22 protein-coding genes are annotated in these 25,144 nt (G+C 71.4%); 9 read left to right on the forward strand and 13 right to left on the reverse strand.

Going from position 1 to position 25,144, the window contains the following annotated elements:
• Nucleotides 1-25 precede the first annotated feature (25 nt).
• The 7 genes from ATL51_RS00825 (at nucleotide 26) to ATL51_RS27875 (ending at nucleotide 6,209) form a co-directional block, all read left to right on the forward strand.
• Complete coding sequence (locus tag ATL51_RS00825) at nucleotides 26-1,408, forward strand: MBL fold metallo-hydrolase (protein WP_100877278.1); 1,383 nt, start codon at nucleotides 26-28, stop codon at nucleotides 1,406-1,408.
• Nucleotides 1,409-1,442: 34 nt separating this feature from the next.
• Nucleotides 1,443-2,237 (forward strand): sulfite exporter TauE/SafE family protein, encoded by a 795-nt coding sequence (locus ATL51_RS00830; protein WP_100877279.1) that lies wholly within the window; start codon nucleotides 1,443-1,445, stop codon nucleotides 2,235-2,237.
• A gap of 40 nt (nucleotides 2,238-2,277) precedes the next feature.
• Nucleotides 2,278-2,673, forward strand: a complete 396-nt coding sequence (locus tag ATL51_RS00835; protein WP_100877280.1) for a DUF302 domain-containing protein — start codon at nucleotides 2,278-2,280, stop codon at nucleotides 2,671-2,673.
• Between the two features lie 50 nt (nucleotides 2,674-2,723).
• Nucleotides 2,724-2,951, forward strand: a complete 228-nt coding sequence (locus ATL51_RS00840; protein ID WP_322789638.1) for an SHOCT domain-containing protein — start codon at nucleotides 2,724-2,726, stop codon at nucleotides 2,949-2,951.
• Nucleotides 2,948-4,405, forward strand: coding sequence for a multicopper oxidase family protein (locus ATL51_RS00845; RefSeq protein WP_100877282.1), 1,458 nt, complete (start codon nucleotides 2,948-2,950; stop codon nucleotides 4,403-4,405). The genes ATL51_RS00840 and ATL51_RS00845 overlap by 4 nt, the downstream gene beginning before the upstream one ends.
• Nucleotides 4,406-4,503: 98 nt before the next feature.
• Nucleotides 4,504-5,094 carry a rhodanese-like domain-containing protein gene (locus ATL51_RS00850; protein WP_100877283.1) on the forward strand — a complete coding sequence of 197 codons (591 nt, stop codon included), beginning with the start codon at nucleotides 4,504-4,506 and terminating at the stop codon, nucleotides 5,092-5,094.
• A gap of 545 nt (nucleotides 5,095-5,639) precedes the next feature.
• The gene (locus ATL51_RS27875; RefSeq protein WP_157818158.1) at nucleotides 5,640-6,209 is read left to right on the forward strand and encodes a hypothetical protein; all 570 of its coding nucleotides are present in this window, start codon (nucleotides 5,640-5,642) and stop codon (nucleotides 6,207-6,209) included.
• Nucleotides 6,210-6,298: 89 nt separating this feature from the next.
• Here ATL51_RS27875 and ATL51_RS00860 read toward each other — a convergent pair whose 3' ends face one another.
• From ATL51_RS00860 to ATL51_RS00895, 9 genes are all read right to left on the reverse strand, one after another.
• Nucleotides 6,299-7,402 (reverse strand): hypothetical protein, encoded by a 1,104-nt coding sequence (locus ATL51_RS00860; RefSeq protein ID WP_157818159.1) that lies wholly within the window; start codon nucleotides 7,400-7,402, stop codon nucleotides 6,299-6,301.
• A gap of 183 nt (nucleotides 7,403-7,585) precedes the next feature.
• Nucleotides 7,586-9,409 (reverse strand): DNA cytosine methyltransferase, encoded by a 1,824-nt coding sequence (locus tag ATL51_RS00865; protein WP_100877286.1) that lies wholly within the window; start codon nucleotides 9,407-9,409, stop codon nucleotides 7,586-7,588.
• Nucleotides 9,410-9,557: 148 nt separating this feature from the next.
• Nucleotides 9,558-10,229, reverse strand: coding sequence for a hypothetical protein (locus ATL51_RS00870; protein ID WP_100877287.1), 672 nt, complete (start codon nucleotides 10,227-10,229; stop codon nucleotides 9,558-9,560).
• A 249-nt stretch (nucleotides 10,230-10,478) separates the two neighbouring features.
• Complete coding sequence (locus ATL51_RS00875; protein WP_100877288.1) at nucleotides 10,479-11,687, reverse strand: bifunctional DNA primase/polymerase; 1,209 nt, start codon at nucleotides 11,685-11,687, stop codon at nucleotides 10,479-10,481.
• A gap of 118 nt (nucleotides 11,688-11,805) precedes the next feature.
• Complete coding sequence (locus ATL51_RS00880) at nucleotides 11,806-12,222, reverse strand: hypothetical protein (RefSeq protein ID WP_157818160.1); 417 nt, start codon at nucleotides 12,220-12,222, stop codon at nucleotides 11,806-11,808.
• Nucleotides 12,223-12,302: 80 nt separating this feature from the next.
• Nucleotides 12,303-12,452 carry a hypothetical protein gene (locus tag ATL51_RS27880; protein WP_157818161.1) on the reverse strand — a complete coding sequence of 50 codons (150 nt, stop codon included), beginning with the start codon at nucleotides 12,450-12,452 and terminating at the stop codon, nucleotides 12,303-12,305.
• Between the two features lie 212 nt (nucleotides 12,453-12,664).
• The gene (locus ATL51_RS00885) at nucleotides 12,665-12,913 is read right to left on the reverse strand and encodes a WhiB family transcriptional regulator (protein ID WP_100877290.1); all 249 of its coding nucleotides are present in this window, start codon (nucleotides 12,911-12,913) and stop codon (nucleotides 12,665-12,667) included.
• A gap of 130 nt (nucleotides 12,914-13,043) precedes the next feature.
• Entirely contained in the window at nucleotides 13,044-13,763 is a 720-nt protein-coding gene (locus ATL51_RS00890) for a hypothetical protein (protein WP_100877291.1), read from the reverse strand.
• Between the two features lie 67 nt (nucleotides 13,764-13,830).
• Nucleotides 13,831-14,403: an Rv3235 family protein gene (locus ATL51_RS00895; protein WP_100877292.1), complete on the reverse strand. Its 573-nt coding sequence runs from the start codon at nucleotides 14,401-14,403 to the stop codon at nucleotides 13,831-13,833.
• Between the two features lie 504 nt (nucleotides 14,404-14,907).
• On the opposite strand from ATL51_RS00895, the gene ATL51_RS00900 reads away from it, so the two are divergent.
• The gene (locus tag ATL51_RS00900; RefSeq protein WP_100877293.1) at nucleotides 14,908-15,636 is read left to right on the forward strand and encodes a hypothetical protein; all 729 of its coding nucleotides are present in this window, start codon (nucleotides 14,908-14,910) and stop codon (nucleotides 15,634-15,636) included.
• Nucleotides 15,637-15,672: 36 nt separating this feature from the next.
• On the opposite strand, the gene ATL51_RS00905 is transcribed toward ATL51_RS00900, so the two are convergent.
• The gene (locus ATL51_RS00905; protein WP_100877294.1) at nucleotides 15,673-20,586 is read right to left on the reverse strand and encodes an SNF2-related protein; all 4,914 of its coding nucleotides are present in this window, start codon (nucleotides 20,584-20,586) and stop codon (nucleotides 15,673-15,675) included.
• A gap of 158 nt (nucleotides 20,587-20,744) precedes the next feature.
• On the reverse strand, nucleotides 20,745-21,161 hold the full coding sequence (locus ATL51_RS00910) for a hypothetical protein (protein WP_100877295.1): 417 nt from the start codon (nucleotides 21,159-21,161) through the stop codon (nucleotides 20,745-20,747).
• Between the two features lie 1,275 nt (nucleotides 21,162-22,436).
• Between ATL51_RS00910 and ATL51_RS00915 the strand changes: the two genes are divergently transcribed.
• Nucleotides 22,437-22,961, forward strand: a complete 525-nt coding sequence (locus tag ATL51_RS00915; protein ID WP_100877296.1) for a hypothetical protein — start codon at nucleotides 22,437-22,439, stop codon at nucleotides 22,959-22,961.
• Nucleotides 22,962-23,212: 251 nt separating this feature from the next.
• On the opposite strand, the gene ATL51_RS00920 is transcribed toward ATL51_RS00915, so the two are convergent.
• Nucleotides 23,213-24,514: a hypothetical protein gene (locus tag ATL51_RS00920; protein WP_301548834.1), complete on the reverse strand. Its 1,302-nt coding sequence runs from the start codon at nucleotides 24,512-24,514 to the stop codon at nucleotides 23,213-23,215.
• A gap of 241 nt (nucleotides 24,515-24,755) precedes the next feature.
• Entirely contained in the window at nucleotides 24,756-25,115 is a 360-nt protein-coding gene (locus ATL51_RS00925; RefSeq protein ID WP_100877297.1) for a hypothetical protein, read from the reverse strand.
• Nucleotides 25,116-25,144: the final 29 nt, after the last annotated feature.

Consider the following 25,144-nt stretch of genomic DNA (forward strand, 5'->3'; position numbering starts at 1 on the left):
ACCGACGAAACGAAGGAGATCTGTCGTGATCGACGTCAACGTGATCGAAACGTCCTCGCTGGGTGACCGCAGCTACCTGGCCACCGACGGGGAGGTGGCGGTGGTGGTCGACCCGCAGCGAGACGTGGACCGGGTCCTGGCCCTGGCCGGGCGGCTCGGGGTGCGGATCTCGCACGTCGTGGAGACCCACGTGCACAACGACTACGTCTCCGGCGGGCTGGAGCTCGCCCGCCTCACCGGCGCGGCCTATGTGATGTCGGCGCGCGACGATCTGGCGTTCGCCCGCACCGGCGTGGTCGACGGTGACGTGCTGGAGGCCTCGCCGCGGCTGCGGCTGCGGGTGCTGGCCACCCCGGGGCACACCTTCCATCACCTGTCCTACGTGCTGGAGGGCCCGGACGGGCCGCAGGGGGTGTTCACCGGCGGGTCGCTGCTCTACGGCACCACCGGGCGTACCGACCTGCTGGGTGACGAGCACGCGGAGGCGCTGGCTCGGGCCCAGCATGCTTCGGCCGCGTCGATGGCCGACGTGTTGCCCGACGGGGCGCAGGTGTGGCCGACCCACGGGTTCGGCAGCTTCTGCACCGCCAGCCCCGCCTCGGGCAACGACTCCACGGTCGGGCACGAGAAGGAGGTCAATCCCGTGTTGCGGTTGGCCCGCGACGAGTTCGTCCGCCACACGCTGGCCGGGTTGGGTGCCTACCCCGCCTACTACGCGCACATGGGCGCGCTCAACACCGCCGGACCGGCGCCGGTCGACCTGCGCCCGCCGACCATCGCCGACCCGGCCGAGCTGGCGCGCCGCCTGGCCGACGGGGAGTGGGTGGTCGACCTGCGCCACCGCAAGGCCTACCTCGACTCGCACCTCACCGGAACGGTGAGCCTCGGCCTGGACGGGCCGATGGCGACCTGGCTGGGCTGGATGGCCCCCCACGACGCACCGATCACCCTGCTCGGTGAGGACCGCGCGCAGGTCGCGCAGGCCCAGCGTGAGCTGGTCCGTATCGGCGTCGACCACGTCGTGGCCGCCGCCACCGGTGAGCCCGGGGACCTGGCCGACGCGGCCCAGCTGGCTGGGTTGCCGAGCGCGAGTTTCGCCGACCTGGCCGCGGAGCTGTCCGGTCGGCGGGTCGCGGACCTGCCGCCCGCTCAGGTGGTCCTCGACGTCCGGCTGGGCACCGAGTGGGCCGCCTCGCACGTCCGCGGCGCGGTGCACGTCCCGCTGCCCGAGCTGGACGCCCGGCTCGCCGAGGTGCCCGACGGCGCGGTGTGGGTGCACTGCGGCAGCGGCTACCGCGCCACCGCGGCCGCGTCGCTGCTGGCCCGCGCCGGGCGGACGGTGGTGGTCATCGACGACATGTTCGACGACGCCGCGGATGCCGGTGTCCCGCTGACACCCACCTCGTGAGCAGGTCCCGGACCCGTGGCCCAAGGCGGGCACGGTGATCCTCGCCGGCGTGTTCGGCCTGGTCATCGGCGCCGCGCTGGGGCTGCTCGGTGCGGGTGGCTCGATCCTGGCCGTCCCGGCCCTGGTCTACGGGGTCGGCCAACCGGTGGCGGCCGCGGTGTTCGGGTCGCTGCTGGTGGTGTCCGTGTCGGCGGCCGGCGGCGTGGCAGCGAGGTTGCGGTCCGGCATGATCCGGTGGCCGGTAGCGCTGGTGTTCGGCGCGGCGGGCATTCCCACCGCGTTCGCGGGGGCCGCGCTCGGCCGCCTGATCGCCGACCGGTGGCTGCTGGTGGCGTTCTCGGTGCTGATGGTCGTCGTCGCGGCCCGGATGCTGCGCGGCAACCCCGAGGAGGCGACCGGCGGCGCGTGTCGGATCCGCGACGGGCGGGTCGACTGGCGCAGCTGCCTGCCCAAGGCGCTCGCCGCCGGCGCCGGGGTCGGGGTGCTGACCGGGCTGTTCGGGGTGGGGGGCGGTTTCCTCATCGTTCCCGCCCTGACCCTGCTGCTCGGGCTGAGCGCCGCAGAGGCCATCGCCACCTCGCTGGTGATCGTCACGATCACCTCGCTGGCCGGGCTGTCCGCGCACGCCGCCGACGCCGCGAGCGTGGACTACGGCGTGATCGCCGTGTTCGCCGGCGCCGCCCTGCTCGCGTCGCTGGCCGCCGGGCGCGTGGCGAACCAGCTCCCGGCCGCGGCGCTGCGGCGCGGGTTCGCCTACCTGATCCTGGCCGTCGCGGTCGGCGTCGCCGCCGCCGCGCTGCTCGCCCCGGCCGCACTGAGCAGCGGCTGACACACACACGACCGACAACTTGACGAATGGAGCATTCGCAATGGACTACAGCATGACGATCACCCTGGATCTGCCCTACGACCAGGCGGTCCCCGCGGTCAAGGCGGCCCTGGCCGAGCAGGGGTTCGGGGTGCTCACCGAGATCGACGCCCGCGCCACCCTCAAGGAGAAGCTCGACCACGACATGGAGCCCTACGTCATCCTGGGCGCCTGCAACCCCCAGCTCGCCCACCGCGCCCTCGACGTCGACCGGCAGATCGGGCTGCTGCTGCCCTGCAACGTCGTGGTCCGCGCCGACGGCGACGACCGCAGCATCGTCTCCGCCCTGGACCCGCAGGTCATGGTCACCATCCCCGAACGCGAAGACCTGCGCCCCGTCGCGGACGAGGCCGGGGTACGCATCCGGGCCGCACTCGACGCACTCACCAGCGACTGACCCGCAGACCAAAACAGGCACGACGAGACGACGGGAGTGGAACGACCATGATGGACGGCTCGATGATGGGATGGTTCTGGATCTGGCCGGTACTGGTGCTGATCGGCCTGGTGCTGCTGGGCTACCTCGCCTACCGGCTCACCCAGAACCGCCGACCCGGCGCGGACACCGCCGCGGCGGCGGGGCCGACCTCGGCACGGCAGATCCTCGACGAGCGCTACGCCCGCGGCGAGATCGACGACGACGAGTACCGCAAGCGCCGCGACGAGCTGGCGTGACCCCGGCACCGATCAGCCGGCGCCGCGCGATCGTCCTGGGCGGGCTCGGCGCCGCCGCCGTCGCCACCGGTGCGACGGGCTGGATCGGCTCCGGTACGGGCAGCCGGCTGCGGCCCGCCGACACCGGCGCAGAGCTGCGCCAACCGCAGGTCCTGGACAGTGCGGGCGGGCGGCTGCAGGTCGAGCTCACCGCCGCGGCGGGGGTGCGGCTGGCCGGTCGGGACACCCAGGGCCTGGGTTTCAACGGCACCGCACCCGGGCCGACGCTGCGGGTGCACCCCGGTGACGAGCTCGCGGTGCGCCTGACCAACCGGCTCGACGAGCCCACCAACCTGCACACCCACGGGCTGCGGGTGTCCCCAGAGGGCAACAGCGACAACCCGTTCCTGCGGGTCGACCCCGGCACCTCGTTCGACTACCTCTACCGGATCCCGGAGGATCACCCGGCCGGCACCTTCTGGTACCACCCGCACCACCACGGCATGGTGGCCGATCAGATCTTCGGCGGGCTCGCCGGTGCGCTGCTGGTCGCCCCGGCGGGCGCCGACCCCGACCTGGCGGTGGTCGAGGACCGGGTGCTGCTGGTCACCGACACCACCCTCGACGGTGACGGCGGGCTGGTCGAGGTGAGCGCGATGGACCGGGCGATGGGCCGCCAAGGCGAGCTGGTCCTGGTCAACGGCCAGCACCAGCCCGTCATCCCCGCCGTTCCCGGCGGGACGCAGCGCTGGCGGGTCGTCAACGGCTGTGTGTCGCGGGTACTGAGCATCCGCCTCGACGGGCACCAGCTCGTCCGGGTCGCCCAGGACGGCACGTTCCTGCCCGCCCCGGTCGACGCGGACCGGGTGATGCTCGCCCCGGGCAACCGGGCCGACGTGATCGTCCGCCCCACCGGCACCGGCCGCTACCCGCTGATCGCCGACGCCGTCGACCGTGGTGGCATGGGCGCGATGATGGGCGGCGCCGCCGCGAGCAGCGGGCCCGTCACCCTCGCCACCATGGTCACCGCCGGGGCGCCGGTCACCGCACCGCCGCTGCCCACCGCACTGCTCGCCGAGGCGCCCGCCCCAGGGCCGGTGACCGGGCGGCGGCAGATCACCTTCCAGATGGGCATGGGCGCAGGCGGGATGGCCTTCACCATCGACGGCCGCGCCTTCGATCCCAAGCGCGACGACCAGACCATCGCCCTGGGCTCCACCGAGGAATGGACGATCACCAATCCCGGCCCGCTCGCGCACCCGTTCCACCTGCACGTCTGGCCGTTCACCGTGCTCGAGTCCAGCGACGCCACCCCACCGACCGGGGTGCCGCAGGACGTCGTGCTCGTCCCGGCCCGCGGCTGGGTCCGGCTCCGCATCCCGTTCACCACGTATTCCGGGCGCAGCGTCTACCACTGCCACATCCTCGACCACGAGGACGCCGGAATGATGGCCACCGTCAACGTCCGCCCGTGAGTGCGCCTCGACTCGGCCATCTCGCCGACCCGGGCCCGACCGCGGCGGCCGGCTCAGCGACCATCCATCCCACGACCCCTACCGACGAGGACGCCCCTGTGGCCCACGCCAGCCCCCGCCACGTCGACGCACGCACCGTTCGCGACTGGCTCGGCGATCCCGACACCGTGACCGTCATCGACGTGCGAAGCCCCACGGAGTTCGAGACCGTGCACATCCGCGGTTCCTACAACGTGCCGCTGGACATGGTCAATGAGCACACCGAGCAGCTCGCCGCTCACTTCGACCGGCAAGTCGTCCTCGTCTGCCAGTCCGGGACGCGGGCCGCGCAGGCTCACCAGCGTCTCGCCGGGGTCGGATCCGAGCGCGTGCATATCCTCACCGGCGGCATCTCCGCGTACTCCGGTGTCGGCGGGGACGTTGTGCGTGGCCGCGCCCGGTGGGCGCTGGAGCGCCAGGTCCGTCTCGTCGCCGGAACGCTCGTGCTCGCAGGGCTGACCGCGGGACTGCGTGCGCCGAGGGCACGTCTGCTCGCCGGCGGAATCGGGGCCGGACTCACCGTCTCCGCGCTCACAGACAGCTGCACAATGGCGTCGTTCCTGTCCGCGCTCCCATACAACCGCGGGCCTCGCGACCGCACGCCGGCCGAGGTACTCGCGGAGCTTCCCGCCACCCGGAAGGCAGCGTGAACCGCAGGCACCAACGCAGCACCGAGTTCCTGTAGCTGGCCCGCGATGATCGACGTGACGAACGGTTACCCGAGACGGAATTGATCTCGATCCGCGAACTGCGGTCAGCGTGCACCAGGGCGTCGCGGGACTGCCATCTCGTGGCGCCGACCCGCTGTCGTTCTACTGTCGTTCCACAGGAGGCGGCCATGTCTGCGATGGCCGCAGATGGGCCTGAGGTGGCGAGTGAGCGGTCGACGCACGCAGGGGCAGCAAGGATGGAGGACAGGGAACTGAAACGCCGGCTGCGGCGCACTGAGGGTGTCGTGGGTTGTGCAGCGAGTCGGACGGCGACGCTCGCCGTGGCGGACGTCGCCCGAGGATCCTGGGCGAGCCCTGAGCTCGCGCGCGTCCGCCAGGAGGGCGGCGGCGACGATGAGCCAGGCCATCGCCTGCGATCAGGCGCCGACCCCTGTTCGCCGACCTCGCGTCGGCTCGTCATCGTCGCCTGTCTCACTGAATGGAGATAGCCTCCTGGCCTGTCTCATCAACGAGAGGAGATCGGTATGGGAGCCCGAACCCGGCGACGCCCGGAGGGCCGAGCTGCGCGCCACGCCCTGGCCCAGCTGACCGAAGCCCGGGACGCAGTCGACGCCCGCCTGGAGGATCGCCGTCGTCGCGAGAACACCCTGCTGGAGCGCTACGCCGCGACCCTCGTCGAGCAGCAGCGGGTCGAGGAGGAGCTGACGTCCGGACTCGCGCGCCTCCAGGAGGAGGAGGCCCGGCTGCGCGCCCACACCGATCAGCAGCTCGCCGCGATCGAGGCAGAACGCGGCGACGTCCTCTGGGGCCTGAATGCCGAGGGACGAAGCGCTGAGGACCTCGCCCAGATCGCCGGCCTCCCACTGAAACGGGTCCGAACGATCCTGCGCAGCAGGAAGAACGGCGATGACAGCGCCGCGACCAGCGACAACGGCGAACACGTCGCGCCGACCGGTGGCGCGGCGGCAGGCGGGGGTGATGGCAACGGAGCCGCCGAGGGCGCCGGTTCCCCGGTCCAGACTGCCCCGGCTGAGCCGGGCGACGGTCTCTCCACGGCGCCCGCTCCGCAGCATGCGGGGGACACTCACGACTGACCCTCGTGCCGCACTCAGGGGCACCCGGGAGCAGCCCCATCTGCGCTGGTCGGGGCGATCGAGAGCATGCTCCCGGTGGCCCGGAGCAGCTACGAGGTGAGGTCGTCGTCGGGGAAGGGCGGCTTCCGCTCAGCGCGGGCCGCGGTGTGGCACAGGCGGCGGAACTGCTCGACTCCGGCCAGCGGATCGGCGGCGCCGAACGCGGCCGCGGTGAGGCTCTTCAGGTCCCAGCGGACGAGCAGGCCCTGCCGGGCCAGGACGAGTCCGACATGCCGGATGCCCCATCGGTCGGAGATGTCGAGCCAGGCGTAGCCGAGCACTTGCTGGAGCCAGGCTCGTACACGTCGTGGCTGGTCTGCGCGGGCGCTCACCTTGACGTCGAGCAATGTCGATCCGACCAGGAGGTCGGCGTCGGCGAAGTGGGGGATGAGGGCCGGCGAGGCGTACCCGATGCCTGGGCCCTGTGGCAGTCGCTCCGCTCCCCACGCCCTGAGCGTCGGGAGGTTCTCGCTGGTCGCGAGCGCGCGGACGAGGGCTGCCGCCTCGTGGACGCTGCCGTCCGGGACGGCCGCGCGAAGGACGTCGGTCGTGATGGGTGCGTGTTGCGCGACAGCGCTCAGAGCGCGGGGGCTGCGCCCGCTCCTGTACGCCGCTTCGGCCAGGGCCCACACGCCGTAGGTCCGCGCCAGGGCGCGTTCGGCTCCGGCGGTCGCTACGTGGCCGCAGGGCGCGTGCTCGCGGTGGAACAGGTGGCCTCGGGCGGCGAGGTCAGGGAAGACGCTGTCGCCCCAGGGGGGATCGGTGCTGGTCGCGCCCGGTGCGGGGACCTGGAGCCACTCGCGCGGCGACGGACGGAGCGTGTGAGCCATCGTGGCGACCTCGTCGGGCAGGCCGCGGTGGCTCGGAAAGGACAGGGCGATGCCGGCTGCGGCGTCGGGGGAGAGGAGTTGGCCGGCGAGCAGTCCCTGCAGCGCTGCGTAGGGCGGCGCGGGCTGGACGAGGGCCGCCAGCCGGGCGTCGACGATGCCGCCGACGAGCTGGCTGTCCGCACCTGGCGTCGGTCCCGAGTGGGTCGGCTGCGGCGCCCTCGCGGCTGTCCGTGCCACGTCTCGGGCGACCTGGTCGAGGCCCGTGAGTCGTTGCTGGCACCAGGCGGCGAGGGCCCCGGCGCGGAGTGCTGTGGTGAGCGGCACGGCGGACTCCCCCTCTCCCTGGTCGGCCTCTCTGCTCTGCACTCTCCACGGTCTGGCATCGAAGGATGCATCGGCCGTGGCGGCGCCCCAGACCGGAGCCCGGTGGCTCCTGGCAATCGTGCCGTCAGGAGCCACCGGGCTGCGGGGGCCTGGTGGCGGTCGGACGCCGCCAGGCGCCGCGGATCAGGCGGCGGTGGGCACGGGGGACTCGACCGGTGTGCCGCGGATCGCCTCGACGACGGCGGCCACCAGGTCGCGGGCGACGGGCGGGGTCACTGCGTTGCCTGCCATCCGCACCTGGTGCCGCTTCGTTCCGAGCAGGACGTAGTGGGGGGCGAACGCCATGCCCTCCTTGATCTCCCCCGGGCTCAGCATCCGGAACAGGCAGTCCTCGACGTCGAGCCCGGCCGCGCCGGCCATGAGCGCATCGCCCTCGACCGTCGTCTGGGTGGCGAGCGGGCTGGTCGCGGTTGCCCGGATGCGGCCGGTGTCGTACGCGTAGAGCATTCCCGGGCTCCAGACCAGGGACTGGTGGCCGGCGCTGGTGATGGTGCGCGCAGGCTCGCTGGTCGGGGTGCTCATCTCGGCTCCGCCGCTGTTGTTCCGCATCAGCAGTCCGTGGTGGGTTCCGCTGGCGGCGAAGGTGTCGAGGGGCTCGGTGACGCGCTTCGTGCGGTTCGTGCCCCGCAGCGGCACGACCACGACACCCTCGGTGTCGCGGGTGGTGCGGGCACGCAGCGGGCGTTCGGTCGGCTGGGCGACGTCGTTCCAGGTGCCTCCGGCAGGGACGAGCAGTCCGGTCTCGTTGCGGGCCGTCTGGACCCTGAGCGGGCGGTCGGCGGGCAGTGCCACCTTGCCGTCGCGGCCCTCTGCCGGGACCAGGAGCGCTGACGGCGGCGCGGTGGGACGGGGCGCGCCCAGGCTGTCGAGGGCCATCGGCGGGGCGGCGATGGCGCGGTGCTCGGTGGTGGTCAACGTGCGCAGGGGCTCCTCGACCGGCCAGGCCCGCACTCCGGGTCGGCGCTCGAAGGTGTTGCCCGCGGCCTCCAGCGCGATCGGGCCGTAGTAGCGGCGCAGCCCTGCGGCGATGCGGGCCATCGTCTTCGGCGCGAGGGGCCGCTTGCGATCACCGATCCGCTGTCCCGGCGAGGTCCAGTCGATGATGGCCGCGGCCGGGAGCACGTAGGGCTGGACGACGTCGTTGCGGCAGCTCACGTGCGGGCACCGGAACACGTACTGGGCGCCGTAGGAGCCGTGAGGCCGGTCGTGGTTCTTGGGTGCCCGCAGGGCGGTGACGACCTCGCCGCAGGTCGGGCACCAGGCCTGCGGCCGGGTCCAGCGGTCGAAGTCCGGTCGGTTGTAGCGCCGCTGCCAGAACACCACGTAGACGCGGTCCCGTAGCTGGGGGGCCGGGGCACCGAGCTGGTGTGCGAAGGCCGAGTTGAGGGTCAGGACCTGGTAGTCGTAGTCGAGGTTCCGCATGCGGGCGATCCACTTCGGGAAGTGGACCCATTTCAGCAGTGCGGGGACGTTCTCGACGATCACAGCTCGGTAGCGGTGGTGCTCGGCGAAGCGGGGCACGTCGTGCATCAGAGCGCGGGAGCGTTCGCCGGCGTCGAGCGGCAGGGGCGGTTCGTCGGTGGCGTCGTCGTCGACGAGCAGGTCGAACAGGCTGGGCTCGGTCTCGGGCTGGGCGAAGGTCTGCTTCTCGCCGCGGGCCGGGCTGAAGAAGGTGCAGCTGGGTGACGCCCACAGCAGGTCGGTGCCGGGGAACCGGCTCGGGTCGGCCTTCGCGATGTCGATGACGTCGTGCCCTGCGTCGGGCATGTTCTGGTTGTGGGTCTCGACGGCGAGGTCCCAGTGGTTGACCGCCATGACGCTTCGGACCCCGGGGACCTGTTCCGCGCCGAAGGAGGATCCGCCTCCGCCGCAGAAGAGGTCGGTCAGGCTGAACTCGCAGTCGTCGTAGGCACTTGGAACTGGTGTCCGGTGCAGCGTTCGCGGCATGAGGCGCTCCGTTCGGTTATGGGTGAACGGTTCGAGCTGTCAATCTCTCCCCGTAGTTATCACTATACCATATCTAGCCGATATCCGCTGGTGGTGGCGCCTTCGCGTGCGTCTCTACGTGCCTACTCCCGAGCGGCTCCGCCGCTTTTCATCGGGCTTCTTCTGAGCCCTTCCCTTTCCGCGACCAGGAACGGTTCTCTGCGTATTCCCAGATCCGTCGGCGCCGCCAGAATCGTCGCTTTCGGCCGGCGGGCGTCTCCTCGACCTGGTCCGGCTCGATGAACTGGCCGCGGCCGACGTAGCTGTTCACGGTCGCCGAGCCGGCCAGGCCGAGCACGTGAGCGACCTGTGCGCTGCTGAGCAGCTCATCGGGGTCGCCGGTTCGATCGACGGGAGTCAGCCCGCCCTTGAGCTGCTTCTTGTGCTCTCGATACCAGGCCTGCCACCGCTCGAGGTCGACGTAGCGGCGGCCGTCGCGCCGGATCCCGGGCGGGTGGCCGTTCACCTGGCGCCCGGCATACCAGCGGTTCAGGGTCGCCTCGGGCTCTCCGCTCAGGCGAGCGAGCTCGGTGACGGTCGCCAGGGTTCGCCCATCGACCTCCCGGCGGTCGGCCCCGTAGGCAGCGCGCCACCGGCGCCATTCGATCTCGTCGACGTGCCACTGGCCGTCGATCTCGAGCCCCTCGGGATGACCGTTGCGCTGACGGTCGCGCCACCACTTGTAGAGGGTGTGCTCGCGCTCGCCGGTGCGCGCGGCCAGCTCGGAGCGGGAGGTCAGGTGTCGCGGCGCGTCCGGAGTGCCGTGCTCGTCGCTCCTCACCGGGGTGAGCGTAGGTAGGGCTGCCCGCTGCGTCCGGCGGCGGGTCGTGGCGGGCGCCCGTCGACGTCCACGGGGGACGGGTTCGACTACTCTGCGCATCACTGCTCCCGTTTGATGGGTCCTTCGGTTCCCGGGTGGACGGGAGCACAGGCGACCGGGGGTCGCTGTCAACCCCGCTCCGGCGGGGACCCGCAAGGGTCGGTCCCCGGTCGCCGACCATCCATCTCGCTTCTGCGTGGATCGTCCCGGCTAGTGCGCGATTCCGTGGCGCTGCCGCTGCTCGTGGTGTCGCTCGCGTCCGGGAGGCTCGTCCGGACGGTGCCCGGACGCCGGCTCATGGCGGTCCGTCCGCGCGGTGCGCAGTCGTTCGAGGTCCCCGGCCAGCCCTCGCCCGGCGCGGTTCACCGCGGTCGCGGCGCGGTGGGCGAGTTGGTCGCCCTCCTGGTCGGCGGCCGCGGTACGCCCTGCTCGATCCCTGTTCGCGTAGCGCGGGCGCCTGGCTCCGTAGGTGAGTCCGTCGCTGATGGTCTGCTCCGCCTCGGACTCGCTGAAGTCGTCGACCCCGATGTGCATCTGGACGGCGGAGCGAAGGGTCGCGTGTGCCTCCTCGGCGGAGATGACGTTGCCGCCGACGTAGTTGCCCAGCTTGAGTGCGGCGGTCAGCACTGCGTGGTGGCGGCCACCCGGCTGCGCCTCCTCGATCCGCTGGGCCTCGCCTTCGAGGATGCTGCGGACGTAGCGCTCCTGGCGGTTGCCGCTGAGCTCGAGTCGCGGCCGCGGGACATGGGCGATCTCCGGCTCGGGCGGCGGGGCGAGCATGTCGCCGATCCATGCGGGCAGCTCGGCAGGCGGGCCGGAGCGCTCGAACTGGTAGCGCCCCTCGGGGCGGACCGAGCCGGGAGCGACGATGTACCCGCCCTCACCTCTCGTGTCGATCTTCCAGCCGAGTCCGGTCTGAGAGCTGTTGCGCAGCGCGCTGTCGTTGCGGAAGTACAGGTGCCCACCTCCGCTGGGGGTGGACACCGTCAGGGTCTGGTCGGGCAGGGGCTCACCGGCGCGACGCGCGAGCATCTGCAGGACGTCGCGGCCGTTGCGGGCCCCCTCGAACTCCTCGGGTGCGGTCGCCCCGTGGCCCTCGTCGAGGTCGATCACCAGGAGCTTCGACGGGCCGCAGGCGATACCGACGTTGTAGGGCTTGGTGCTCCACCAGCGCCGGATCTGGTCGGGGTCGATGGTGGCGCGCTGTTCCCAGCCCAGGTGCCCCTCCGGGCCGCTGCAGGGACCGCTGCGCTTGCAGGTGCGCTTGGCGTGGAAGATCGGCTTCTTCCCGTCGACCTGCAGCGGGAAGACGTGGTAGCCGGCCCGCGCGGCTCCCAGGGCGACCTCCAGCATCTGGTGTCGAGTGGCTGGCGAGGTGCGTCGTTCCGTGGGATCGCCGGTGGTGTGCTGATCGCTCATGACGCTCTCCGGTTCTGTGGTGCGGGAGCGCTGTCATCGCTCCCGCCGCTGTTCACTATACCACTATTCGATGCAGAAATGCGCTTTGACCTGGGATTATCCAGACAGAGGTGGGCAGTCAGGCGCGATCGACGGCGCTGAGCACGCGGGCCCGCAGGTCGGGTGCGTCGATGACCTCGGCCCAGGCGACCCAATCTGGGAAGGCCCTGGCCAGCATCGGCCGATGCACCGGGGGAATGGCGACGATCAGCTCACAGAGCGCGCGCTCCCAGGAGGTGGGGGCGACCCCACCGGGTATGCCGTGGACGCTCAGCGTCGCCTGCAGTGCGCGCTGGGCGTCTTCTTCGAGGTCGTGGCATTCCGCGTCGCGGACGAGCATCTCGACGACGCGCGCGAGCGGCGGCTCTCCGCCCGGCTCCGGGCAGTGCAGGACCGCCGCGAGGTGCCGGGCCTGCCCCCGGCGCGCCTGGCGTCGCCAGTGGTCGGTGTCGATCTCGACGAGTAGGGCGGCGAGATCGTCAACGGACACGTTCATGGTCTGCTCCTCGATGACCGGGTGCGCATGAGTGAGGGGCGGCGGCGGTGGGGCGCCTGGACCGCGCCCCACCGCTGTGATCACGTATCTGTGAGGACGCTGCGCAGGATTGCGGCGACGGTGGCTGCGTCGTGGTCGACCCCGCGGTCCTCGGCATCGCGGATCGCGCTCAGCGCGGCGAACTTCGTGTCCTCGCCCAGGTCGCCATTGACCGCGCAGGCGACGAACACGGCGTCCTGCTCGCCCCACCAGGCGCCACAGCTCCCTCGACGGCAGTGCACCGCACCAGGTGCGTCACCGGGCTCGTGCGGACCTGCCTCACCACAGCTCGGACACGGGTCGAGCAGGTCGGCCCGGATCTGATCGTCGACGAGCGCCGGACTGGGCCGCACTGCCTCAGTAGCGACGACCGGAGCGGGCACGTGACGCTCTCCGTCCCGGTTCATGCGGTGGTGGCCATTCGTCGGCCGGCGTGTCGCAGGGCGCGCCGCTCGGTCTCGTCCGTGCCGCCCCACACGCCGGCGCCCTCCCCCTCGGCGAGGGCGTGGGTCAGACAGTGCTCTCGGACCGGGCAGCGGTGACACACGGCCTTGGCGGCGGCTGTCTGTCGCTCGGCCGGTCCGTCGCTTCCGACGGGGAAGAAGAGCTCGGGGTTCTCGCGGCGGCATGCCGCATCGAATCGCCAGTCCATCGTGGGACTCCTTCGATCGGTCTGCGGGTGTCGGTCGGCGCTGTCATCGCCTCCCGATACGAATCACTATACCATATGTAGGGGTGGTCGCGGGCTATTCGCGCGACCGTTTCTGCTGGTCGGCGCCTGTTTACCCAGGGGCTCCCGGGCGAGGGCGGCCGGCCCGGCCGGGCCTGGTGCGACTGTCGGCGAATGCCCAGACGGTGCGGCGGAGGTAGTGCCGTCGGCCGTGGGGGTCGGTCCAGTCGGGGCGGGGGAAGTAGCCCGGGCTTCGGGCGAGGTAGCCGCGGATGACCGACGCGTCGGTGTAGCCGAGCACAGCGGCGGCCTGGTCGAGGGTCAGGAGGTCGTCGCCGTTCCCGCTGTGGTCGACCGACGTGAGGCTGTCGCGCTTGGTGGCCTCGCGGTGCTGCCACCAGCTGTCCATCTCGCCGAGGGACCAGTAGAGGTGGCGTCCGATTCGGCGGGCCGGACGGGGGTGGCCGGTGTCGTCGCGGGCGCTGTAGAGGTTGGCGAGGTGCTGGACGGAGACGTGGAACCGCCGCGCGAGGGCCGCACGGGTCAGCACGGTCTCCTCGTCGTCGTCGAGCCGATCCGGGGGAGATGCGGCGAGGTCGTTGACGAAGGTCCGCATCGCCTGTTCGCCCCACCACTGTCGGCGGCCCTGCTGCCAGGCCACGGCCGGGTGGCCGTTCGTCGCCCGGTGGCGCCACCAGCGCTCTGCGGTCGCGCGCCCGACACCGAAGGTCGTGCAGATGCCATGGCGGGACAGCAGGACGCGGCCCTCGACGGTGGCCCGCGTCGGGGGAGCGCTCGCGGTCGCGGTGACGTCTACCCCCGCCTCCTTCATCCGGCTTCTCCTTCTCGACAGGGACGCTCCCCGGCTGTGGCTGCCGGGGAGCGTCGTGGGCCTGGGGTCAGAGCACGGCGAGGTGGACCAGCCGCCATCCGCCGATGATCTCGGGGGCGTGCACCGCTCCGTCGAGCTGGATTCGGGCGGTGAGGGCCCGCGGGCGGCGGTCGTGCCCGATGAGGACGAGCGCGGTGAGTTCTCCGACGCCTTCGACGGGCTGGCTCACGTGGCTACTCAGGACGCGGCCGATGCCCCGGCGGGCGCCGCCGCGCAGTGCGAATCCCCGTCCCTGCAGGTACCTCAGGACCAGCGAGTCCGCGAGTGGGGCGAGCTGAGTGGCGGGGCGCCGCCCGGCCAGTACCTCGGTGGCGAGCCGCAGGATGTCGCCTGCGACGCGTGCAAGGTCGGGGTCGCGGGCGATGTCGGCGACCGGGATGCCCCAGTCGATGTCTCGGTCGACGTCCTCGATCTCCCCGTAGCCGAGCTGATCGAGCCAGGCGACGATGTCGCGCAGTACGGCGATGCGGGCCACCCGCCGCTCCTCGCGAATGATGGCCTCGCTGTCCGGCGGGATGCTCTGGTTCTCGCTGGCCAGTACGTAACTGAACTTCTCTGCCTGTCGAACCTTCTTGCTCACGGGCGCTCCTTCGGTTCCGGGGTGGTGTTGCGTGGGCTGTCACTCCCTCGCAACACTTACTAATTTACAGCGTTCAGCCTGCTGCGTCAAGATCAAAAAGCCTCTGACCTGCGGTTTTGCTTCGGGGACTCTCCGAGTGAGGCCGGGTCCAGGGCAGCGCCCTGGCCCCCCGGGAGGGGGCGGCCCGAAGGGTCGATCGGACTTGGGTGAGGACCAGACCTGGCCTGTGGAGGGTGGGGGTCTCTCCTCGCGTCGGCAGGACGGCGCTCTGCCCGGGGTTCTGTGGAGCTGCCAGGCTCGCCGCAGGCGACCGCGGAGCGGCCGGAGCGCAGCGGAGGGCCTGGCGGCGGAGCAGGTTCTCGGGCACCGTCCTGATGCCGACGCGAGGAGAGACCCCCACCCGGCTCGCCGGCGGGACTCGCCACCGACCACCGCAGCCGACCTGTCCCCACACGAACGGCCTAGTGCGTTGAGGGTCGTCTCTGCGTGGCACAGGCTGGGCGCATGACCGAGAACCTCTGGGCCGCGCCGGCACCCGGCGCCCCTCTCACCTCTCGTTCGCTGGCGCATCTGCAGCTGGCCGAGACCGCGCGGGAGCTGTCGGACTGGGCTCGTCACCTGGTTCCGGCCGGGCGCCGCCCGGATCAGGCCTACGACGGGACCCTGGTCGCCGATGCGGCCGCGCTCGTCGAGCTCGCCGGGCGTGTGCTCACCGCCGCGGTGCTGGTGGAGCGTGAGGACGGCTGTGCGTGGAGTGCGATCGCCGAGGTGCTCGATGTCGAGGAGGAGGACGTCCGGCAGCGCTGGGAGCCCATCACCAACGTCTGGCCCCAGGAGCAGCCGGGATGCTCACCCGACGCCGCCGCGCAGGAGGCGTCCACGGCAGAGCAGCTGCGCGACCTGGATGCCTGGATGGTGGGTCACCGCGACCCCGCGGACCCCGATCTCGGTCCCACACCGGTATCCAGCGTCATGGAACGTCAGCACCCCCTGTTGGAGCTCGTTCACCTGCGGGAGTTGGAGGGGCGCCGGGCCGAGGAGTTCGGCGCGGCTTCGGCCGAGCGGCGTGCCGTGGTGGAGCGCCAGATCCACGTGCACCAGACCCTCATCGGCCGAGCGAGTACCGGTGAGCAGGACAGGAGCGAGCACCGCGCACAGGTCACCCGGCTGCAGCGCCTTGTCGGTGAGCTCTGGGCTGCGCCGGGGGATGGGCGGAGGTGCTCCGGTGCGTGAGCGGTGGGCGCCGGCCGGGCCGCTCGGGCGCACCGATCACTGACGTAGCCCACGGGCGGTCCGGCTCTGACCTGCGGCTTGCTGCTGCTCTGGGGGCGAGGTACTGGTGGCTGCTTCTGGGGACGGTGCCGAACTGCGGTGCCTCCAGTCCTGGCGGGCCGCTTCCAGCTCCTCGGTCGTCGCGGTACGGGGAGCCGCGGAGCGGTCGTCGTCGTTCCGACCAGCGGCGGCCTGCTGCGCAGGCGCGCTCTCCTGGCCTGAGGGCTGCTGGCTGGCTTCTTCGAGCATCTGGGTGGCGATCATCTGCGCAGTCGCCCGGGCGCCGGCGAGCTGATCGGCGTGAGGAAAGGGTTGGTCGAGCCCGGCACGGGCCTGCTCCGCCTCGCGGGCGGCCAGGCGCCGCTGCTCGTGGAGGGTCTCGGCGAGCTTGTCGAGCCCGCCGAGCTTGTTCTCCAGCCGCTGCATCAGTCCGGTGGGGTCTCCGTCGAGGAACTGGGACCGTTCGATGGTGAAGGTCCCGCGGGGCACGTCGACGAGGGTCAGCTCGGCGACGATGTCGTCCCCGGCGGGGCGGACCGCGGCGGTGACGGTGTGCCCCCCGATCTCGACGACGGGCCGGGCGTCGGTGGGGGCGCTGTAGCGGTTGGCCCGGGTCAGCGCGGGACGGAGCAGGTCCTGCAGCGCGCGGCCGGCGTCACTGCGTGAGGTGTACGGGTGGCCCCAGACCTCGGCGCGGAAGGCCTCGCCGCGGGTGGTGGTGCGGCGCGCGACGGCGGCGTCGACCTGGCGGAGCTCGTCGGTGATCTCCTCTCCGGCGCGCTCGGCCGAACGGACGGTGCGTTGGAGGTGGTCGTTGTTGCGGTAGTGGGCCCGTTCGAGGCGTTCGAGTCGGTTGACGTCGGAGTCGGCCTTGGCCTTCTCCATCACGCGGGGGTCGCCGGTGGCGAGCGCCTTGACCTCGTCGTAGGACAGGGCGGCGTCCCCGATGTCCTCGATCTCGCGGACGTCGAGCCGGCCGCGCATCATCTGCGCGATGAACATCGCCTTCCTGGTGACGGTCTGCCAGGAGTAGGCGTCGAAGCTGCCCTCGGTGACGTAGCGGAGGATCTCGACCTCGGGGTTCTGGTTGCGCTGGCGGATGATGCGGCCCTCGCGCTGGGCGATGTCGGCGGGCCGCCAGGGGCAGTCGAGGTGGTGCAGCGCGCGGGCGCGGGTCTGGACGTTGGTCCCGACGCCCATCCGCTGGGTGGACCCGATGAGCACGGCGATCTGCCCGGAGCGGGCGGCGCGGAACATCGCTGCCTTGGCCGCGTCGTTGTTGGCCTCGTGCATGAAGCGCACGCTGCCCTCGGGCAGTCCGCGCTCGTGGAGCTTGGTGCGCAGGTCGTCGTAGACGCTGAACCGGCCCTCGTCGTTGGGGACCCCCAGGTCGCAGAACACCAGCTGGAGCGCACCGGGGGTCGGGTGGGCCTGTTGGGTGTCGGGGTTGAGGTAGGTGGTGTCGCGGTGGTCGCGCCAGATCCCGGCGATGCGGTCGGCGGCGACGTCGAGCTTGACGGTCTCGTCGGTGTCCGCGCCGACGAGCCGGAGGTCCAGCGCTGCGGCCCGTCCTTCCCCGGTGATCGTCAGCATGTTCTCCTTGCCCTTGCTGGCGCCGCCGCCGCGGAGCTGCTCGGCGCGGCGGACGAGGTCCGCGACCACGTTCTCGAGCGCCGCGGATCCCGGGACGACCACTGCTTCGGCCGCGCGGCGGCCGTCGTCGTCGGCCTTGAGCGCCGGCACGGGGAGGTCGAGGTCCTCGGCGGTCTTGACGTCGGCCGAGACGTGCCACATGCGGAGGAGCTCGGGGACGTTCTTGAACTTGGCGAAGCGGGACTTCATCCGGGGCTTGCCGCCGTCGGGGGCGAGCTCGATCCCGGTCACGACCTCGCCGAACGTGGCGGCCCAGGAGTCGAAGTCCTCGACGCCGGCCTCCTCGAGGAGGTCGGGACGCAGGTAGCGCTGCATGACGTGGGCTTCGCTGACGCTGTTCGCGATCGGTGTCGCGGTGGCGAGCACCCCGACCCGGCCCCCGTGGCGCTCGCGCAGGTACTCCAGCTTCATGTGCAGGTCGGTCGCCCGGTCGGCGCCGGGCACCGCGGCGTCGGGGATGTTCGACAGGGTCCGCAGGTTCTTGAAGTCGTGGGCCTCGTCGATGGCCAGCCAGTCGATGCCGGTCTGCTCGAATGTCAGGCCGGGGTCCTTGATCTTGTCGAGCTTCTCCTTCAGCCGCTCCTCGGCGCGGGCGAGGATGCCTTCCATCCGCTTGACGTTCAGCGACCGCTCGCCACTGGCCTTCAGGTCCTCCAGCCAGGCACGGACTCGGGCCGATTCGCGCTCCTCGTAGCGGGTCTGGGTCTCCACGCTCATGGGGAGCTTGGTGAACGCGGAACGGGTGAGGATGATCGCGTCCCAGTCTCCGGTGGCGGCACGGGCGACGAAGTCGCGGCGGCGCTGGGCGGAGAGGTCGTCCCTGCCGGCGGGCAGGATGTTGGCCCGGGGATAGAGCGCCAGGAACTCGGCCGCGAACTGGTCGAGCATGTGGTTCGGCACGACGATGGCGGGCTTGCGGACCATGCCGAGTCGCTTGAGCTCCATTGCTCCGGCGATCATCTCGACCGTCTTGCCGGCGCCGACCTCGTGGAACAGCCCGACGGCGGGCTCGGAGATCATTCGGGCGATCGCGGCCCGCTGGTGCGGGCGTAGCGGGGGGAAGGTCTCGGCGATGCCGGGCAGGGTGAGCTCGCTGCCGTCGTAGGAGCGCAGCACGATGGCGTTGAAGCGCTCGTTGTAGACGCGGGCCAGGTGCTCGGCGCGCTGCGGGTCCTCCCACACCCACTCCCCGAACCGGGCGTCGAGGGCGGCCATCTTCTCCTGGGCGGCCAGGGTCTCGGTGGTGTTGAGCCAGCGCCGGCCGTCCTCGTCCTCGTCGTAGACGCGCACGGAGCGCTGTTCCAGGGCTGCTTCGGCGAGGTCGGGTGCTGCGCGGCGGGTCGTGCCCCAGGTCGAGGTCGCCGCGACGCTGGTGCCGGCGCCCTGGACCTTCCAGATGTTCCCGCCGGCGTGCTCGACCCGCAGGCGTGGGTCCTCGAGGGTCTCGCGCAGGAACTGTTGGACGTGGTCGGCGGAGATCCAGGGGGCGCCGAGCCGGGCGTGGATCTCGGCCGGGCCGAGGTCGCTGGGGATGATCGGGCGGAGGGCGTCGACGTTGCGCTGGAAGCGGGGGTCGGCGTCGGCCGCGGCCTCGGCTGCGGCGAGATTCGACCGGACGTTGCCGGACAGGTACTCCGCGGCGACGACCAGCCGCCCGGGTTCGGCGACGGTCCCGGACTGGTCTGCCCGGGGCGGCTCCTCGAAGACCAGGTCGCCTAGCTGGTCTCGGACGTCTGCGGGATCGGTCTGCAGCAGCGCCGCGATGTGGTCGGTGTTCACCACGCCGTAGGTGTCCAGGCAGATGGCCAGGGCCTCGGCAGGGGTCTCTGCGCTGGTCCGCGGCCGCCGCGGCGCGACGACGCGCTCGGTGAAGATCGCCGCGCGGCTCGCTTGCCCGGTCGACTCGTCGTAGTCCTCCAGCGCGCGGACCACGGGGGAGTAGGGGTCGGTCCTGAAGCCGCCCTGGGGCGGGTACTGCTTGGCGAGGATGTCCTCGCCGGTCTCGGCGTTCTGTCGCCCGGTGCGGCGCCACGTGAACCGGCGGATGGGGCCGAACGTCTCGACGTAGGCGTCGTAGCGCTGGCCGAGTTCCTCGCGCAGCTCTGCGATCTCGGCGGTGTCGTCGGCGGTGGCCGCTTCGGCGTCGAGCAGCGCCCGGGTGGTGTCCCTCAGCCCGATGAGGGCGCGAAGCTCGGTCTGCTGCGTGCGGGGAACGGCGTACCCCACGATCGCGCCGCTCTGGATCCGGGTGAAGGTCCCGTCCGGTGCGGTCTGGAGGAGCCCTTCCTGCTGTTCCTCGGCGCCCGTGGCGAGGGTGACGACCGGGTCGAGGGTGTCGGAGTCGGTGGGGCTCGTGTAGTCGAGCCCTGCCGCGGTGGCGTGCTGGACGAGCTGCTCGAGTGCCCCGGACAGGACGGTGGAGTCGCCCAGGTCGCCGACGACCTGCAGTTCGTCCTGCCGGTAGGCGCCGTGCCCGAGCAGTGGGGTCCCGAGGACCATCTCGGGGTGCTGCTGGAAGTAGCGGTTGACCGGGATCTCGCGTTCGTCGTCCCCGATCCTCATCGGGCTGGTGCCGAGCCAGTCGAGGTCGGCCGGCGCCGCCTCGGGTTCGCGGCGCCGCAGGACGAGAAGGTCGGTGACCACCGCGGTTCCCGCGGCGCGCTGGTGCGCCTTGCTCGGTAGCCGGACGGCGCCAACGAGGTCGGCGTGTTCGCTGAGTTCGCGCCGGGCGCTGGGGTTCTCCGAGTCGAGTGTGTAGCGGCTGGTCAGTGCGACCACCAGGCCGCCCGGACGGGTCAGTCGGACGGACTTGAGCAGGAAATAGTTGTGAATGCTGTGTCCGCCGCCGTTGTGCACGGGATCCGCCGGGGCGACCTTCGCGAAAGGTACGTTCCCGATGACCAGGTCGAACGTGCCCTCGGGGGCACGGGTCTGCACGAAGGACTCGCTGCGCACTGCAGCGTGGGGGTGGAGGGCCTGCGCGATCGCCGCGGTGACGGGCTCCACCTCGACTCCGACCATCCGGGCGTGCTCCGGAGCGAGGGCGAGGAACGTCCCGGCGCCACAGCCGGGCTCGAGCACCGTCCCGCCCTCGAAGCCGAGGCGCCGCACGGCCTGCCACATCGCCTCGGCGATGGCGACGTCGGTGTAGTGCGCGTTCAGGGTGCTTCGGCGCGCAGCGCTGAACTCGGTCTCGCTCAGCAGACCGCGCAGCTCGCGGCGCGCCTGCGCGAACTCCTCGCGTTGCGGGTCGAACACCCGGGGGACTGCACCCCACCCGGACCAGCGCGCCAGGGTCGCCTGTTCCTCGGCGGTGGCCGGCCGCTGCTCGTGCTGCAGGCGTCGCAGAGCACGGAGCGCGGCGAGGTTGGCCTCGACGCGAGCTCGTTCACCCGAGGGCGCCAGATCGTCCTGCGTCAGTGGTCGGAACCGCGGCGCAACGTCTCCTGCGCCCGCTGTTCCTCCTCCAGGATCTGTTGGTACTCGGGGTCCTCGGGACCCACCACCAGCGGTAGCGCCAGCCCCGGCTCGGTCGCCGGCGGCGCGGTCGGCTCCTCGTCCGGATCCGCTCCGGGCTCCGGGTCCAGCCTCACCCGTTCCTGCAGCACGATCTGCTCGGCTCGCTGCCGAGCCCCCCTCATGCGGCCGACCCTGTCCAGGTAACTCTCCTGGTGCGGATCGGCGCCCTCCAGCTCCAGGGCCAGCGAGTCGATCTCCTTCTCGACCTCCTCGCCCAGCTCCCGGAAGAACAGCTCGGGGTTCGGGATGCTGCTGTACCTGGTCGGTAACCAGCGAGCCCAGTGCTCCTGGGCCATCGCTCCGTAATCTGCCATCTGGCGCCTCCCGGCTCTGGGTGGTCGACGCTGCACCGGACTCGCTCGGCAACGGTACGGCGTCCTGGGACTCCGACGGCACGGCCGCGTCGACGGCTCCGGCCTCGTTTTCACCGGGGGCAGCAGCGAAGAACAGGTCGTCGAAGGAAAGCTGACCTTCGGGGGATGGGCGGTGATTCCGACGCGCCATCAGATCTGCCCTCGGTAACAGCAGGAGCCTGTCGCGCACCCTTGCCCGAACTGCAGGCGGCAGAAATAACGCCCGTAGAACACGCTCAACGCCCCTTTCCGATGCACGATCCGAAACCGCTCTTCGTCACGGCGAGACCCGCCCCAGAATTTGCGTCCCACACCCGAAGAATAGTCGTCCACCGGAGTAGACTCAACGGTTATGGCGTCTATTCTGGTAGATATAGGACAGCCCTCCCGACCCTCACTCCGCCGTACGCCGGTAATGACTCTCACTCCCCCGGCTGGAAGCCGAACGGCGCCCTTTGGCAGTAGTCGCTTCTGTCGGAACTGTCGATCCGAAGCCACTCACCGAGCATCGCGACAAGAGCTGCACGCCGACCGACAGCACCCGCCAGAGCAGACACAGAGAGGCGTCCGCGAGCTCGCCCGCGGAGGGCTGCGGGTCCGAACGCGACCTCAGGACCGGGCACGACACGAGAGAGTCGAGGGTCCCGCCGACCAGGTCCAGCCGGCGGCGCACCGGCACCAAGCTCTGCACCCGAGGACTGACTCCTGCCACGCCGCAGGGCGCGCTCTGCCCCCGGAAACTCGGAACCTCATGGAGAGTATAAAGAAAGAAGCCAATAATCCTTACTTCAGAAATACTCCGATAGCCTCTGACGGTAGCGTTTATGACGCCACTTTCGAAGAGTGCAAGATTATCACCCAGATACCCGTACTGAATAATTCGTGACGGCGATGTGGATCATGATGGAAGGGTTTGCGGGCGCGCCATTAACGCTGCTACGGTCGCCTGACCATCACCCCTGAGGGGCGCTGCCCGAACCGTGGGCACGCTCGCCCTGGTCGCTGCCCCGAAAGTGCAGCGACTAAGCGTAGAGAACGGATCGTGAAATGACTACTGTCTCGTCAAAGATGTGGAAGAAAACGGCGAAGGCTGTGTGTCCGGAGTGCTCGGCAATCGTAAGGCTGTCGGTGAGCGGGTTGACCTATAGGCACGGCCGCGGCGGAGCGGGTCCTGCTCGGTGTGCGGGTGGCGGGCGGCCGGTGCACGGTCCGGGGATCGACGGTCGGGCGACCGCGGTGTTCTCGCTGCAGCGGTGTCGCGTCTCGGGGGTGGTGCTCACCGCGCAGATGGGTCCGCGGGTCGAGCGGCCGGAGCTGATGGTCGCGACCATCGATCCGGATCAGGACGGCGGTCAGGTGACGGCGCTGCGGCCAGAGGAGGTGCGCCGGTTGGCTGAGTGGATCGACGCTGCCACGCAGTGGATGCGGGGTCCGCTCGTGCCGGTGCTCGCAGAGGCGCTCACCGGCGGGTTCCGATCGGCGGAGCTCAGCATCGTGTGGTCTCAGGTGGTGTCGGCCCCGCAGGTGGAGATCGGCTCGCTGGAGCGAGGCCAGGTCGTCGGCCGGGTCACCGACTGGGACGAGCCGGGGATCGCGTTCGTGACGGCGGTGACACGAGCTGGTCAGCCTCTCGGCACTCCGGCATTCCTAGGCCTGGACCAGGCTCGTGATCTGCGTGATGACCTGCGGCGTTGGCTGGACTGGGTCGAGCTCGTCGAGGGCACCGGCGCGGGATTCACCGAGACGGGAGAGCTCCGATGAGCAACTACCGGTCGCTGCTGACCTGCAAGGCTCCACTGTGCAGCTCGGGCAAGCGAGGGTTCGCCGACGGGGCGGCGGCGGACCGGGAGTTGATGCGGGTGCGCCGGCTGCGCCGTGCCGATCCGACCGCCGGACGCAAGCCCGGACGGGTCGAGCGCGCGATCTACCGGTGTGCAGCGTGCGGCTGGTGGCATCTCACCGCGAGCGGCCCCAGGAGCCGGGGCCCGCGCGGGCGGACGGACCGGGCGCGGTCACCTCGCGGCCGGCGGCGCTGAGGAGCGCGGGTCATCACATCCGGCGCGGGCTTCACGCAGTTCGCGCAGGTGCTCGCTGAGCGCCTCGCGTGCCGCCATCCGCGCTCCACGTCCCGCGGGCTGGTCGCGCAGTCCGGCTACTGCTCCTGAACCGGGCGGGGAGAGCTCGACGCCGCTGGGGACGGCGCGCATACGACCGATCTGGACGGCGCGGATCTCGCCGAGGCGTCCCTGCCACGGCCGCAGCCGCGCGCCGATGACTCCCAACGGATCCCGGGCGCCGGTAGTGACCGGGCCACGCGGACGGTCGGGCCGTTCGGGGTGATGCTCGAGGGCGTGGCGCAGCCCGGCGACGTTGGCACCGGATTCCCACCACGGCTTGAGCAGCGCCCGAGCCCGCCAGATATCGATCTTGCCCCGTTGTCGGCCTCCTAGGCCGAGAAGCGTGAGGAAGGCGAGGGTCGCTCGGTTCCTGGTGGCCGGGGTGTCGGGCACGTCGTATGGGTGCCACTTCGCAGGTCGACGTTCGCCCGCCCGTACGCCGCCCGTCAAGGGCTTACTACTCACTCGAGAAGTGGGGAGGTCGCCACTTTCATCCACAGTGGTCTGACCTGGTGTGTCATCGACGTGGTCGCCGCCGAAGAACTGCGGTGCCGGCTGATGGGTGACCAGGGCGTAGGTGGGGGCTCGACCCGCATCGGTGCCGAGGAACTCCGCGCTCGCACCCGGCTCCACGACGACGAGCAGCCCCTGGTCTCGGGCCCACGCCAGCACCCTGGACACCGTGCGGGGGGCCCGGTTGCCAGCGGCGGCGAGGTGCTGGCTCGTCAGCCCGGAGATCAGACCGGTGTCCCAGTCCATGTGGCAGACGAGCCGGCGGAGAACTGCCGACCAGCTTCGGCGCTTGTCGGAGCGCCACTCCTCGTCATCCACGAGCCGGGCGATGTGTGCCAGGGCCTCGCTCTGTGACGTCAGCACACGCCATTCGTCGTCGATGAAGTTGCGCCAGCCCGGGTGCGGGTCGAAGCCGCGGGCGTGTCGGACGCGGGCACGAGCGCGGCCTCGGGCACGAGCGCGAGCGGTCGGCGGCAGCGCGCGACCCGGCCGGCCGGGGCCGGGCGTCGCGCCGACGCCGGAGCGTGCCGCGCGGCCGCGAGGGGTCCGCCGCGGCTTGGTCTCGGTGCGGATGCCGAACGTCGCGGTGCTGGGCTGTTCGGTGAGGGGGAGCTGGTGGAACAGGCAGAGATCGGGGGAGGGGCCGGAGGCCAGGGTGAACGCGCCGTGCTCGTAGCAGCGCACGCAGAATCCGGTCGTCGTCGCAGGTGAACGGCCTGATTCTGGGCACGGCGAATTCGCCCCGTGTCTGTGGTGGTTGGCTCCCGGCCCAGGATGTATCCTGGACACGCGAAAGCGCCCCTTCTTCGCAGGTGGGGTAACGGCCCCGGTTCGCCGGGGCTACGGCGTCAGACGGATGCAGGTCCGGTCTGATGCGAGAACGAACCGAGGCGGCCCCCGGCCAGGGGGGCCGTCTCGTTCTCGTTTACGAGGCCTTGGTCAGAGGCCGCTCCGGAGTCGTGTACTGGGCGGGGATCTGCCCGGGGATCTCGTTGCGGTACCGCAGCCCGAGGTGGAGGAGTGCCCCCGCCACGACGGAGATGCTGCGGTCGCGCTCGCTCGCGATCGCCCGGACGACTTCGTTGTCGGTGAGCGGGATGCGCGCGGTGAAGTCCGTGGACTCCGTCTGCGAGACCCGGCGGGGCAGGTCGTCGGGCAGCTCGTCAGCGTGCTGCAGACCGACGTTGATCAGCTTGGCTGCGGCCTCGGAGACGTACCAGCCGCGGGCGGTGGCAAGGCTCTTCAGCGCGTGGTCGTCAGCCAGCAGGACCCGCGGAAGAACCACTGCACGCGGGCCCTTCGACGGACGCCCTG

The organism is Pseudonocardia alni (assembly GCF_002813375.1).
GTDB lineage: Bacteria > Actinomycetota > Actinomycetes > Mycobacteriales > Pseudonocardiaceae > Pseudonocardia > Pseudonocardia alni.